Origin of the sequence: Solitalea canadensis DSM 3403, assembly GCF_000242635.2 — a bacterium.
Taxonomy (GTDB): domain Bacteria; phylum Bacteroidota; class Bacteroidia; order Sphingobacteriales; family Sphingobacteriaceae; genus Solitalea; species Solitalea canadensis.
The window spans coordinates 970,888-985,314 of record NC_017770.1; the positions used below are offsets into that span (position 1 = coordinate 970,888).

The 14,427-nt window shown below is 36.5% G+C and carries 15 protein-coding genes; 5 read left to right on the forward strand and 10 right to left on the reverse strand.

The window, feature by feature from the left end; translation table 11 throughout:
* Positions 1–36 precede the first annotated feature (36 nt).
* The 6 genes from SOLCA_RS03875 to SOLCA_RS23405 are packed head-to-tail and all read right to left on the reverse strand — an operon-like array spanning position 37 to position 3,277.
* Positions 37–993: an ADP-ribosylglycohydrolase family protein gene (locus SOLCA_RS03875; protein ID WP_014679141.1), complete on the reverse strand. Its 957-nt coding sequence runs from the start codon at positions 991–993 to the stop codon at positions 37–39.
* A 6-nt stretch (positions 994–999) separates the two neighbouring features.
* Positions 1,000–1,542, reverse strand: coding sequence for an RNA 2'-phosphotransferase (locus SOLCA_RS03880; protein WP_014679142.1), 543 nt, complete (start codon positions 1,540–1,542; stop codon positions 1,000–1,002).
* The gene (locus SOLCA_RS03885) at positions 1,539–2,051 is read right to left on the reverse strand and encodes an O-acetyl-ADP-ribose deacetylase (RefSeq protein WP_014679143.1); all 513 of its coding nucleotides are present in this window, start codon (positions 2,049–2,051) and stop codon (positions 1,539–1,541) included. Before SOLCA_RS03885 ends, SOLCA_RS03880 begins: the two co-directional genes overlap by 4 nt.
* Before the next feature lies 1 nt (position 2,052).
* A complete protein-coding gene (locus SOLCA_RS03890) occupies positions 2,053–2,598 on the reverse strand; it encodes an NADAR family protein (RefSeq protein WP_014679144.1) in 546 nt (181 codons plus the stop codon).
* Positions 2,599–2,627: 29 nt separating this feature from the next.
* Entirely contained in the window at positions 2,628–3,005 is a 378-nt protein-coding gene (locus SOLCA_RS23400; protein ID WP_052308541.1) for an NUDIX hydrolase, read from the reverse strand.
* A complete protein-coding gene (locus tag SOLCA_RS23405) occupies positions 2,987–3,277 on the reverse strand; it encodes an NUDIX domain-containing protein (RefSeq protein ID WP_052308542.1) in 291 nt (96 codons plus the stop codon). Before SOLCA_RS23405 ends, SOLCA_RS23400 begins: the two co-directional genes overlap by 19 nt.
* Positions 3,278–3,465: 188 nt before the next feature.
* Here SOLCA_RS23405 and SOLCA_RS03900 point away from each other — a divergent pair, with 188 nt between their 5' ends.
* From SOLCA_RS03900 to SOLCA_RS03920, 5 genes are all read left to right on the forward strand, one after another.
* Positions 3,466–4,230, forward strand: coding sequence for a hypothetical protein (locus tag SOLCA_RS03900; protein ID WP_014679145.1), 765 nt, complete (start codon positions 3,466–3,468; stop codon positions 4,228–4,230).
* A 145-nt stretch (positions 4,231–4,375) separates the two neighbouring features.
* Entirely contained in the window at positions 4,376–6,940 is a 2,565-nt protein-coding gene (locus tag SOLCA_RS03905) for an FtsK/SpoIIIE family DNA translocase (RefSeq protein ID WP_014679146.1), read from the forward strand.
* A gap of 92 nt (positions 6,941–7,032) precedes the next feature.
* Complete coding sequence (locus SOLCA_RS03910) at positions 7,033–7,686, forward strand: LolA family protein (protein ID WP_014679147.1); 654 nt, start codon at positions 7,033–7,035, stop codon at positions 7,684–7,686.
* 116 nt (positions 7,687–7,802) lie between these two features.
* Positions 7,803–8,078: a hypothetical protein gene (locus tag SOLCA_RS03915; protein WP_014679148.1), complete on the forward strand. Its 276-nt coding sequence runs from the start codon at positions 7,803–7,805 to the stop codon at positions 8,076–8,078.
* A 58-nt stretch (positions 8,079–8,136) separates the two neighbouring features.
* Complete coding sequence (locus SOLCA_RS03920) at positions 8,137–8,898, forward strand: MBL fold metallo-hydrolase (RefSeq protein WP_014679149.1); 762 nt, start codon at positions 8,137–8,139, stop codon at positions 8,896–8,898.
* An 803-nt stretch (positions 8,899–9,701) separates the two neighbouring features.
* Here SOLCA_RS03920 and SOLCA_RS03925 read toward each other — a convergent pair.
* The 4 genes from SOLCA_RS03925 to SOLCA_RS03940 form a co-directional block, all read right to left on the reverse strand.
* Positions 9,702–10,286 (reverse strand): DUF4468 domain-containing protein, encoded by a 585-nt coding sequence (locus SOLCA_RS03925; RefSeq protein WP_014679150.1) that lies wholly within the window; start codon positions 10,284–10,286, stop codon positions 9,702–9,704.
* Between the two features lie 11 nt (positions 10,287–10,297).
* Positions 10,298–10,705, reverse strand: coding sequence for a hypothetical protein (locus tag SOLCA_RS03930; RefSeq protein WP_014679151.1), 408 nt, complete (start codon positions 10,703–10,705; stop codon positions 10,298–10,300).
* Between the two features lie 80 nt (positions 10,706–10,785).
* Positions 10,786–11,082 carry a cupin domain-containing protein gene (locus SOLCA_RS03935; protein ID WP_014679152.1) on the reverse strand — a complete coding sequence of 99 codons (297 nt, stop codon included), beginning with the start codon at positions 11,080–11,082 and terminating at the stop codon, positions 10,786–10,788.
* A gap of 140 nt (positions 11,083–11,222) precedes the next feature.
* The gene (locus SOLCA_RS03940) at positions 11,223–14,414 is read right to left on the reverse strand and encodes an efflux RND transporter permease subunit (protein WP_014679153.1); all 3,192 of its coding nucleotides are present in this window, start codon (positions 14,412–14,414) and stop codon (positions 11,223–11,225) included.
* Positions 14,415–14,427 lie beyond the last annotated feature (13 nt).

Sequence of the window (14,427 nt, forward strand, 5' to 3'; positions counted from 1 at the left end):
ATCAGTGTTTCGGATTGGAGGAATTCGGACAAATAACTAGTAAATAACGGCAAAAAGTTTTTCACTAAGATTTTCTATGTCAGTACGCTTAACAAGTAAATTCAGCCATTCCGGAGGAATTTCCTGCCAACCGTATAATAACCCAGCCAATCCTCCAGTGATGGCACCTGTTGTATCTGTATCACTACCTAAGTTAACCGCTTTTAATACAGCATCGTTGTAATTGTTAGTTGAAAGCACACTCCAAATACTTGCTTCCAGAGAATGTAAAACATAACCTGATGAATGAATTTCAGTTTCGTCGAGATCGTTGATAGTTACAATGCCAGTTTCATTTGGCAGTATTCTTTTAAATCTATCAAACTCTTCAATGGAAATTAAATCATGCATTATTAAAAAGTTTTTTACATCAAGTCCAGCCTGAGTTAGAGCCAGAAGTTTATCGACGCCATTCAAAAGTTTTAGTGCATATTCGAGATAAATAAAGCATGCGACTGCCGAAATAATATGTCGATGAGTTAATGAAGATATTTCTTGAACACATTTAAACCTTTCTTGAATTGGTTTTTCTTTAACATAGAACAATAGTGGAAGTATTCTCATTAAAGATCCATTCCCATTGCTTTGCTCGCTATTGCCGCCAGACAATAAAGGAGAAATTCCCTTTTTTAACAAATTGATAGCTTGGGAAGTGGCTATTCCTATATCAAATACATGGTTATGAGCTGTCCAAAAAGCACTTTCTTTCCATCTAATCATATAAAGAGCCAATTCATCTAAATCATACCCCTTACAAAGCATTTCGGCTAAACAAAAGGTTAGTGAACTATCGTCAGACCAAGTTCCTGCAGGTTGATTATGAGTGCCAAATGCTTGCATTGTTGTAACCGGATTCGTCCTTATTTCTTCCCGTGTCATAAATTCAACCGGAACGCCTAATGCATCACCAACAGCTAAGCCTAATAAGGCATCTTTGATATAATTTCGGTGCATTTTTACTTAAAACTCAATATACAAGTTGGGAACACTATCAGTTAACCAAACTCCATTATCAGAAATGAAGAACGGGAACCCATCACGATGCATTGCCCCACTTCTGATTGATAGTATAACTGGAATGCCTATGCGACTTCCGACTTTTTCCGCAGTTGTTCGGTCCATGCTTAAGTGAACATGCTGGCGACTCATCTTCTTTAGACCTTCTGATTTAATAGCGTTGATAAACTTAGTAACAGTGCCATGGTATAAATATTCAGGAGGTTCTGTCGTTTTTAAATCAAGCTCAATGTTGATCGAATGGCCTTGGCTTGCCCTAATTTTAGTATGTTCATCGTTAAAAGTGAAACGTTGTTTATCATTTTGCGATACGATCACTTCTAACTCATCTATTGTGATTTCAATGTTCTTTATTCTAGCTTTTTCAATCAGTTCATTAACGGATGCCCAGCCGTTAGCATCAAGAGAAAGATTGATCTCTTGAGGATTATGTCGAAGAACATAGCTTAAAAATTTGCTTATTCCCTTAATTTGTTTTTCATTCATTTTATTAATAGTTTCTTATATAATTCATAGTTCTCATCATCAAAGCAGACAAAAATTACTTTATCCAATAATTCCTGTTGCTTAAAATGCTGAATGGTATCAACCGCTATTTGAGCTGCTTTATTCTTTGGAAAATGATAGACCCCGGTACTAATATTTGGAAAAGCAACAGTTTTACAACTGTTGTCAATCGCTAACCTTAATGAATTTGTATAGCAATTGCTTAATAGCAAGTCTTCGTTGTTGTTACCCCCGTTCCATATCGGACCGACAGTATGTATCACATGTTTTGCAGGTAAATTCCCCGCTGTTGTAATTACAGCTTCGCCAGTAGAGCAACCGCCTTGTCGTTCACGGATTTTAATACATTCCTCTAAGATTGAGCTGCCTCCTTTGCGATGAATAGCCCCATCAACGCCGCCTCCGCCCAGTAATGAAGAATTAGCAGCATTTACAACGGCATCAACTGCTATAGTTGTGATGTCCGCTTTAATAACTTCAATTTTCATACTATTTAAGTTTATCTCTTACTTCCATTAATGCATAACCAAGTAGATTTTCTCCTCTCCATTTCAACGGATTTTCGATATGTTCATGATCTGCAGCCATACCGATTCCCCAAATATTATCTACAGGACTAGCTTCAACTAAAACACGTTCTTTAGTATTTATCAAAAAAGTTTTCATCGCATCATGCTGAGAAAACTTATGAAGATTTCCATTTACAACAATTTCAAATTTATGTTGATCCCAAATTACTGCATTGAAGTTTTTTACCAATCGTCCCATTTTCTTGGCTTCAGCAGGAGTGTTGGTTTTTAATATTTTCTCAATTGCGATATCGTCATCGAATAAACGAGCTTTTTCAGCCATCATCCAATGTTCGGCAGTTTTGTATTTAACTCCATCAACCTCAAAAGAGGAATGCCACCATTGGCTGAAACACGATTGAGTTATACTTCCATTTTTTGAAGGGTGATGTCCCCAAAAGAACAAGTATTTAATTTTTTCTTTTGACTTGAATTTCTCTACAAGCCAGGTGTTATTATAATTCATGGTTTTAGTTTATTATTGATATCACAGATTTAATATGAATTAGACCCCGCGAATTGATATAAATCCGGATGTCTGTTTTTTGCACCTTCTCTTTTCTTACCGGTATTAATTAAATACCCCGAATCGAGTATCTTTCTTCTGAAATTCCTTCGGTCCATTGGAGTATCAAGAATACATTCAAACAATTCATGCAATTCAGTCATTGTGAAAAGTTCATCCAATAATTCAAAACCAACCGGGTGGTAACTAATCTTTGATTTAAGACGATCTAAGGCTTGTTCAAAGATCTGAATGTGATCGAAACCTAATAGTGGTATTTCCTTTACATTAAACCATTTTACATCGTTAGCCATTGTTCCGGCAACCACTTTAAACTTTTGAGGGTTGATTAATGCATAATAAGCCACAGAGATAACCCGCCCGCGAGGGTCCCTTCATCAAATGAATAGAGCTGCTCCAAAAACAAATCATCAATTCCCAATTTCGTTTTTAGTACACGCGAACATGTGTTTCTAAAGGTTTCCTCCATTTGCAAAAATCCTCCGGGCAGCGTCCATTGGTTCTTAAATGGCTCTTCATTTCTGTTCAACAGCAAAACAGATAAAGTATTTTCATGATAACCAAATACAACAAGGTCGATTGCCAGTGATGGATTTTGATAAGAGTGAAAGGCTTTCATTGTTTTGTTTGCGTTATTATGACACAAAGTAAATTAATTTTTATGAATTGAACTAATAATTCAAAATAGAAGATAGTTTTTATTGAAAAAATATTGTTAATGAGGTGTTTGTATGAATGAGGTTCAATATTTTTTCTTTATATTAATTAAACATTGCAAAAATCCTTTGACATTATTTTTGGAAAACAATGCTCAATTATCGATCTGCGCTAGTGCTGTCTTTCCTAATAATTAATGGATTTTTATGTTTTGCTCAGCAGGATAATGGTAGGATAGTAGAAATATTCCCATATCCATTAAGAAAGTTTGCCTACATCAGTCCGAGGTATGATCGCTTAAATTTGAAAAATGACCTTTTCTCAGAATCTTATTACATACGTTTTTTAGCCACTTCAAAAGGAAATCTGCATTTAAAATTGGATTTACCTTTTGGAAGAACCAATGCAACCGATGATGGTAACATTGATTTTGGTTTGCAGGACGTAGATTTTAGGTTTACCCAATTACTTGGAAGGTCTGAGAACTTCTTTTATGGTTACCATGTCAGGTTTTATTTTCCAACAGCCACACAAGAGTCATTGGGATCCGGTAAATTTCAAGCTGATCCTGGAGCAGGATTTGCTTATTTCTTTCCAGGATTAAAAGGCTCAATTGTGTTTGCGGTGGATTATCGATTTTCATATTTAGGAGATGGAAGCAGGCCTGATATCAGTATTTTAGGTATCGCTCCGAATATCGATTATTGGGGGAATAATTGGTATATAGGTTATTATCCCACTTATACTTATGATTTTAAGAACGATATTTTTGATTTTCCTTTAGATATTGAAGCTGGATATTTTTTAACATCGGCTATTGTTCTTTCGGCCGAGTTTATTCAACCACTTTTAAAGACCAGAACTTATGAAAATGAATTTTCAATCAAGCTCAGGTTTAGTTTATTTCAAAAATAAGCTGGTCAGTAGCAGTCAATTGGTGCTATGATTTGTTTTTATTCAATAGCGATCTGCCTTTTTTCGTTCATTTATTCTCCATATTTTACTAAATCTATTTGCTACTTTTGGGTTGCTCACTATCTTTGAGAGTTATATTTGTCTGATGCAAGAACGTACCAACCGTTTTAGAAACGAAAACCAAGAGCCTCAAGCTGAGAAAATTAGTCAGAAGGGCAAAATAAAATATCCACCTAAACAACAGGAGGAAAAGAAACCTTTTTTTAGCTTACCCGAAATAGATCCTAAGGTTGTTAAGATTACAGGTCTGTTTTTATTGATCATGTCCATCTACTTTTTGGTAGCTTTTACCTCTTATGTGCTAACATGGGGAGAAGATCAGAGTGTGGTGATGAATATGACATGGGGTAAGATTTTTTCTCCACAGGAAGCACCTGTTGAAAACTGGATGGGATTATGGGGAGCAATGATTGCACACCAGTTTATCTATCAATGGTTTGGGGTTGCATCCTTTATTTTTGTATTCGTATTCTTTGTTTTGGGATACAGACTTTTATTCAAAGTGGCTGTATTACCGGTGATAAAGGCTTTAGCTTATTCATTTTTCTTTTTAGTATTCATATCGGTATTAGCAGGTTATTTAAATGGATTTTTTAGCCCAATTCCTCATTTCCTGGAAGGTGTATTCGGATATCAAACGAATCAATGGCTAGCGGCAACGCTTGGCAAGACAGGTATTTTGGGATTATTAGTATTTGCAGCATTGGTTTTTGTCATTATTGCATTTAACCCTGATTTTTCTCCTAAGAAAAAGCCATTGTTTGTTCCTGAACTTGAAGAAACAGGCCCTCGCAAGAACAGGTTTGAGGATATGCAAGACGAAGATAAGATTGATTTTACTCCACGCAGGGAATACTCACATACAACAGGACCTATTAAGCCTAACCTTGCTTATTTGGAAGAGGAACTAACTCCTGAAGTACGTACAATGGAGCTTGATAATAAGCCGCAGAACGAAAAAACTCAGGTAGTGGTTGAGGAAGAGGAAAATGAAGAAATTGATTTTTCTTTACCTCAACAACCAGAAGAACCGTTGCCGATAGCTGAAAAGCCGGTAGAGGATGATTTGGAGCTAAGTGTAGAGCGGACCCCTGAAGAAAAACTGGCAGAGGACCTGGTTAGTCAGCATGGCGAATTTGATCCAACCTTGGATTTGGCTACCTATAAGTATCCGATAATTGATTTGTTGGATAATCATGGTTCTAATAAAATTCATGTAGATCAGGAAGAGTTAGAGGAGAATAAAAACAAGATTGTAAACACGCTGGGGCATTATGGAATTGAGATTGATAAAATCAAAGCTACTATTGGTCCTACTGTTACATTATATGAAATAATCCCGGCACCGGGAGTTCGTATTTCAAAGATCAAGAATCTTGAAGACGATATTGCATTAAGCCTTGCAGCGTTGGGTATTCGTATTATTGCTCCTATTCCTGGTAAAGGAACCATTGGTATTGAGGTTCCGAATCAACATCCGGAATTAGTTTCAATGCGTTCTGTAATGGCAACGGAGAAATTCCAAGCTTCGACAATGGATTTGCCTGTGGCTCTAGGTAAAACAATTTCGAATGAAGTATTTATTGCAGATTTGGCTAAAATGCCGCACTTACTAATGGCAGGTGCAACCGGTCAGGGTAAATCAGTTGGTATTAATGCACTAATTGCTTCATTATTATACAAAAAACATCCATCTCAATTAAAATTTGTATTCGTCGATCCTAAAAAAGTGGAATTAACACTTTACAAGAAGATCGAAAGACACTTTTTGGCCAAACTTCCGGGTGAAGGTGAAGCTATTATTACTGATACCAAGAAAGTAGTTTACACGCTCAATTCATTATGTATTGAGATGGATAACCGATACGAACTATTGAAAGATGCAGGTGTTCGTAACCTGAAAGAGTATAATCAAAAGTTTGTTTCCAGAAGACTGAATCCTGAAAATGGACACAGGTACTTACCGTATATCGTTCTGGTAATTGATGAGTTTGCCGATTTGATCATGACTGCAGGCAAGGAGGTAGAAACCCCAATTGCACGTTTAGCTCAGCTGGCCCGTGCTATTGGTATTCACCTGGTAATTGCTACTCAACGTCCGTCTGTAAACGTAATTACCGGTATTATTAAGGCTAACTTCCCAGCTCGTTTAGCATTCAGGGTAACTGCGAAAATCGATTCAAGAACAATTTTGGATGCAGGAGGTGCTGATCAGCTGATCGGTAGAGGAGATATGTTATTCTCAACCGGAGCAGATCTTATTCGTTTGCAATGTGCGTTCCTTGATACCCCAGAAGTGGAAAAGGTATGTGATTATATTGGATCGCAACGTGGTTATACCAGTGCATATGAACTTCCTGAATATGTTGGTGAGGATGGAGAAGGTTCAGTGAAGGATTTTGATATGAGCGACCGTGATGCGTTATTTGAAGATGCTGCCAAATTGGTCGTTATTCATCAACAAGGTTCAACCTCTCTTATTCAGCGTAAACTTAAATTAGGTTATAACCGTGCAGGTAGAATTATTGATCAGCTGGAGGCAGCAGGTATTGTGGGGCCATTTGAAGGAAGTAAAGCTCGTGAAGTATTATATCCCGATGAATATTCGTTGTTGCAATATCTTGATAGCTTAAATTCGAAAGATAATTGAGTCATGTGTAAGTAATAATTTACATACATGATTTTAAACGGTGTGGCTTTTGCTAAGTCATAACCCATAGTATTGACAAGTATATTTTTGTAATGAAAAAATCAATTTTTATCTCGGCCTTGGCGATGGTGGTATCGGTAGCGGCTTTTGCGCAATCGCCGGCAGAAAAACAGGCAAAAGACATTTTGACAGGTGTCAGTGCCAAGTATCGTTCTTTTGACGCTATTAAAACTGACTTTTCGTATACGCTCGAAAACCCTTCAGAAAAAATCAATGAAACTCAAAATGGAACTTTATACATTAAACAAAAATCGAATAAGTATAAAGTGATTTTGGGTGGAACGGAATTGTTTAGTGATGGCAAACTTTCTTATACCTACTTGAAGGATTCAAAAGAAATACAAATCAATAATTTAGAGAAGAACGGTGAGGGGTTGAACCCAGCGCAGATCTTTACTATTTATGAAAAAGGTTTTAAATATTTGTTGAAAGGTGAGAAGAAGGAAGGGGCTACCACTGTTCAATTGATTGACCTGGTACCTGTAGTTACAAAGCAATTCTCGAAAATTGAATTATCTGTTGATAAAAAACAAAAACAGTTAAAGCAGATTAAAATTTTTGATAAAAACGGTAATCGTTATACTTATAAGGTGAAAACATTTGTTCTGAACCCTAAAGTTGATGATGCATTTTTTGCTTTCGACAAAAAGAAATATCCTGGTGTTGAGGTGGTCGATTTACGATAAGATTCAACAGGATTCATAAAATTTATATCCCAAATGCTATTTTAGCGTTTGGGATTCTTTTTTGATTAAAGAACGGTATCTCCGGGTGACTAAATCCTAACCCAAAGAAAATTTCAATGTTAGCCATTACAAATCATACATTAGAAAAACTTGAAACCTTGCTTCGTGACCTGGAATATAAAGTGCGTTATGAAAAAGGCAATTTTAAGTCAGGGGCATGTTTGTTGCAATCAACAAAAGTGGTAGTTGTAAACAAGTTTATAACCCTTGAACAAAAGATAAACGCCCTTGTTGAAATTGTTAAGCAGGTTAATGCTGATGAATCTTTATTGGATGAGAAACAAAAAGCATTTTACCTAAACCTGAAACAAACGAAATTGGAGTTGGAGTAAAAAAGACCATGGTCTATGGTCCATGGTCCATGGACTTTTATTAAGTAATGCATATCAAATGAAAATAACCTTCCTTGGCACCGGAACATCACAAGGTGTACCAGTAATTGCATGTGATTGTGAGGTTTGCACATCGACAGATAAAAGAGATAACAGATTGCGGTCATCAGTGCTGATTGAATGGAATAATACTGTGGTGGTAATTGACTGTGGTCCTGATTTTCGTTACCAGATGTTACGTGCGAAGGTTAAAAAGTTAGATGCCATTGTTTTTACTCATGAACACAAGGATCATATTGCAGGTTTAGACGACGTTCGGGCGTTTAATTTTAAACACGATCGAGAGATGGATGTTTACGCCTCTCCTCGTGTTCAGGAGGCTGTTGTGCGTGAATTTGCTTATGTTTTTGCTTCCATAAAATATCCTGGAATTCCTAAGATAAATCTGGTGGAGATTGGTAATAAGCCATTTACTGTTCATGGCATTGATTTTATTCCAATTGAAGTGATGCATTATAAACTCCCTGTTCTTGGCTTTAGAATAGGAGATTTTACCTATATCACAGATGCTAAAACTATTTCTGCTGAAGAAAAGGAAAAAATAAAAGGATCAAAAGTTTTAGTGCTGAATGCATTGCAGCGGGAAAGTCATGTTTCTCATCTTACTCTCGATGAAGCAATTGAATTAGCTAAGGAATTAAAAGTAGAACAAACGTATCTTACACATATCAGTCATCGGTTAGGTAAACATGAAGATGTGGAGAAAATACTTCCTAAGGGGATTAATCTAGCCTATGACGGAATGGTGTTAACCTTATAGATTATTTAAACCATGTAAGACATATAAGATCATTTAAGAAAAACTTATATGTTCCTTATATGCCTTATATGGTTCAGAAATAATAAACCATGTAAGACATATAAGATCATTTAAGAAAGAAAACTTATATGTTCCTTATATGCCTTACATGGTTCAGAAATAATAAACCATGTAAGACATATAAGATCATTTAAGAAAGAAAACTTATATGTTCCTTATATGCCTTACATGGTTCAGAAATAATAAACCATGTAAGACATATAAGATCATTTAAGAAAGAAAACTTATATGTTCCTTATATGCCTTACATGGTTCAGAAATAATAAACCATGTAAGACATATAAGATCATTTAAGAAAGAAAACTTATATGTTCCTTATATGCCTTACATGGTTCAGAAATAATAAACCATATAAGACATATAAGATCATTTAAGAAAAACTTATATGTTCCTTATATGCCTTATATGGTTCAGAAATAATAAACCATATAAGACATATAAGATCATTTAAGAAAAACTTATATGTTCCTTATATGCCTTATATGGTTCAGAAATAATAAACCATGTAAGACATATAAGATCATTTAAGAAAGAAAACTTATATGTTCCTTATATGCCTTATATGGTTCAGAAATAATAAACCATGTAAGACATATAAGATCATTTAAGAAAGAAAACTTATATGTTCCTTATATGCCTTACATGGTTCAGAAATAATAACCATATAAGACATATAAGATCATTTAAGAAAAACTTATATGTTCCTTATATGCCTTATATGGTTCAGAAAATAACCGATAAGGTTATTCGAGGTGTGGCCCGCGTTCATACTCTATAGAAACAGGTTCCTTTGTTTCCATATCAGTATTAAAAGAAAGTAATTGTTGATTGATCAACTTATAGAATTGCTTTACACGGCGGGTATAATCATTCATTTTAGGTTTCTTTAAGTATTGAGCATAATCCTCTTCAATACTTATCTTCGAAGCCGCTACAGATGTATACTGAGACTTTTCATAAAGTCGTCCCTTAAAGTTGCAGAACTTATACACATAAGCATTATCATAAACTTCTATCTGGATTTTATAATCAATAACTACCTGATTAAGATTATGTAGGTCCATCTGACTAAATTCCATGGAGCCACAAGCTGTAATCAAACTATCATTTTTATTAACCTCATTAAAGTCCTTGTTTTGTATTGGGAAGTTTTTCAGTATCCAGTTTTTTGAACGCTCATATATTACAGATTTGGGAGTATTATTGATAAAAACAGTATCGGCATACATTACTTTACCATTTCTAAGAGGAATTTGAACATTCTTTTGAGCGTTTACAGAAAAATGACCGATAATTAAAATAACGGCAATAACGAAAGATGATTTCATATTCATATCAGTTACGGTCTTATTCTCTTAAATACCAATGGCCCAGTGTTGCCTTGCTCGTCTTTAAAAACACCTCTTAAAGTTGATCCGTCAGGAGAGAGTTCCAACAGATGTTCGCCTTTTAAAGCCCAACCTGGAATGGCTCTCGTCACTACTACTTTATAACTTACTTTATGGTTATTAATAATTCCTTCACCTTCTTCAACCATTGGAGCACCTTTAAACTCCAAATAATGAGCCACTTTTAGAGTATTGCCAGTTTGTGAGAAGATCACGTAACAATGCTGGAAATTAACAGAATTAGAGTCGGCCCATAGTCCGCTGATATTAGGTGTGTCTGATTGGCTGGTATTAAAGGATAATAAGGAAAATGAACAGCAAACAAACAGTAAAAGGACGAATAGTTTGATAGTTTTCATGCACTGGGTTATCCCTCTAAAATAGGAAAACTATCCAGAATTTATGGACAGTGTGAGGACAGAAACTTAGTGAATGTTATTCACCCTTGTGTTAAAAAACAAACAGAATCTTCCAGTGCTTCAACTGTATGTGGAATTCCCAGTGGAATATCTGTGTGCTCATAAACCGAGAGCGGTATTTTCTTTTCACCTTCTGTATAAACCACCCGACCGTTTACAACTGTGAGTTTGCCGGGAGTATGCGCTTTATGCTCTTTCAGAATCATTCCTTTTTTGAAGGCAAGAACTAATACCCTAAAATTTTCTCCTGCATGTAAGGCACCTGCAACAGGAATAGGGGAGGTTTCGAGCTTTTCAAGCAATTCTTTGATAACCATCTGAAAATAAGTTTAATAATAGAAAGATAGCCTTTTCGACCGATAATTAAAAAGAAAACAGCTATGACATAAAAAAGAGCCCCTCTCAATTCGGAGAGGAGCTCAACTAACCACTTAAAACTAAAGAAAACTTTAAATTTTTATATACTCATTAATTCATCTTCATGAGTATGTTTATGTTGGATAACTTTTTGATCATCATCCTTTTCATATAACTGTTCAATGATCTCTTTATTGCCTTTGTTCATACCAAATTTTGCTAAGAACATGTCAATAATTTTATAAACCACCGGTACAATGATCAGTGTTAAGAACATTGAGCTGATCAATCCACCAATAATTACCCATGCTAAACCATTTTTGATAGCTGCTGTACCACCAGTAGCCAACGCTAAAGGAAGCATACCGATAACCATCGCAATAGTAGTCATCAGGATTGGACGCAGACGGGCATTGTTGGCAGCAATAAGGGCCTCATCAGTGGTTTTACCTTCCTCTTTTGCCTGATTAGCAAAGTCGACGATTAGGATCGCATTTTTCGCTACCAGACCGATCAACATGATCATACCAAGGATTGAGAAAATGTTCAATGTATTATTGGTTAATGCAAGAGCCAATAATGCACCTATCATTGCCAATGGGATCGAGAACATAACTACAAACGGATACGCATAATTGTCATATAATGCTACCATGATCAGGTAAACTAATATAATCGAAATCAATAACGCAACCCCTAAAGTACTGAATGAATCACCTTGGTTTTCAGCGTCACCACCCATAACGAAGGTAACACCTGTAGGTTTTTTCATCCCATCGAGTTTGGTTTTTAATTGTTGGGAAACAGCACCTGAAGCAACACCCACAACCTGTCCTTGAACAGACACAGAAGTACTCTTATCACGACGCTCTAAACGGCTTGGTCCTGAGCTCTCGGTAACAGTAGCAAACTGCGATAGTTTAACAGGCTGTTGTTTGTTATTTATAAATGTAATATTTGATACATCCTCAATGCTTTTACGGTTATAGTCGTCAAAGCGGATGTTGATATCGTATTCGTATTCACCCTGGCTAAATTTAGCATCAGTGTTACCATTAAATGCCACCTGCATGGTACCACCTACAGCGTCCATTGATAAGCCTAAAGCAGCCATTTTATCACGGTCAACTTGTACGCTGATCTCAGGGTTACCCTCTTCTACTGAAAGTTTAACATCTTTAGACCCTTTGGTTGCTTTTAACTCAGCCAAAGCCACTTTTGCAAAAGCCATTACACTATCAAGGTCGGTACCCATAACAACTACCTCTACAGGAGCACGGTTAGCAGTACCCAATAAACCTACTGGTGTAGTTTTGATTTTTACACCCGGAAGTTTAGCCATCAGCTCATTTTTCAGCTTAGCAGCATAAATATCAGATGGATCTTTACGCAATTTTGCATCAACCAAGGTGACGGTGATTTCTGATTTATAAGCGGTTGCCTGTGTTACACCAAATCCGTCCTCACTACTCTGACCTACTGTGGTAATCATTGATTGCACCTCTTTTTTCGAAGCAAGCAATTGTTCGGTTAAGGTAGTTACTTTATTTGATTGTTCAACAGATGCATCTTTAGGTAATTCTAACTGAACAATAAACTGTCCGCGGTCACCTTGAGCAATAAATTCGCCACCGATATAGCCCTTACCAACCAGCATAAACGATGCGACTAATAAGGCTAATGCCAAACCAATTGTATAGCGTTTGTGATTTAAGGCCCATTTAAGGATACCTGTTACCCATTCGGTAAATTTGTAAAGCTTAGCTTCGAACCAAAGGATAAAACGACCGAAAAGGTTTTTATTGGTCAAGTGCTCCAACTTACCGAAACGTGAAGACAGTAACGGAATGATGGTGAACGAGGTAAACAAACTCAATAAGGTTGCAATCATTACCACCACACAGAACTCACGCAAGATTTTAGATACTAGCTCATTAGTTAATGAGATAGGTAAGAACACAACCACAATTACCAACGTGATGGAAATAACAGTAAACCCGATCTCTTTAGCACCATCGAATGCTGCTTTTACACGGTTTTTACCCATCTCCATATGACGGTAAATATTTTCCAATACTACAATCGCATCGTCGACAAGGATACCTACTACCAGCGAAAGACCCATTAGCGACATCAGATTCAGTGAAAAGTCCATGATCTTCATCCCGATAAATGTTGCAACTAACGAAGCAGGTATAGAAATCATTACGATCAAGGCATTACGCATACTATGCAGGAACAACAACATTACCGCAGCAACCAGGAAGATCGCCAGCATTAAGTCGTGTATTACTGAGTCAGCAGCTTCAAGGGTGAAGTCTGAAGTATCATTAGCTATTTTAACCTTAAGATTTTGCTTACCGTAATCTTTTTCAATTTGTGAAATCGCTTTCTTAACAGCCTTACTTACATTCACCGCATTTGCGTCAGATTGTTTCTGAATCTGAATGGCAATTGCTCCTTTACGATCAACACGAGCTAGTTTATCAGCATCTTTCTGAGCATCCTGAACGTCGGCAACATCTTTCAAACGAACCTGAGAACCATCCTGCGAATTGTAAATAACCATTTCACGCATTTGATCAACGGTTTTGAATTTACCTGCTAAACGGATCAATACCTGGTTATTAGTGTTTTTGATTTTGCCGGTAGGGAAGTCAAGGTTAGCACCTCTGATCGCTTGCATTACCTGCATGATTGAAAGGTTGTAAGCCTTTAAACGATCCGCATTAATGTTAACCTGAATCTCACGCTCTTGTCCACCAATAAGGTTTACTTGAGCGACACCCTGAATACGAGATAGGGCAGGCTGAATCCGTTTGTCAATCAAGTCATACAACTGTGCTCCATCCATACTTGCTGTAGCAGCCAACGTCATAATTGGTAGATCATCCAAAGAGAATTTGTTCAAACTTGGTGTTTTAACATCTTCAGGAAGATCCGACAAGATTGCGTTTACCTTGCGCTGAGCTTCCTGTAAACCTATGTCAGCATCAGCATTACTTGTTAATTCAACAGTTACAATGGATACACCTTCAACCGAACGAGCAGTGATCTTTTTAATGTTTTCCATGGATGCAACCGCATCTTCTATCTTCTTGGTAACGGTATTTTCAACCTCATTAGGAGATGCTCCCGGATAAATGGTTGAAATAGTTAGCATTGGCGATGAGAACTTAGGTAACAATTCGTAATTCAACGAAAAGTAACTTAACAGTCCCATCAGTGTAAGTACGGTAAAGATCACCACAACAATGGTGGGCCTTTTTATAGATACTTCTGTTAGTTTCATCTAAAAAATGAGA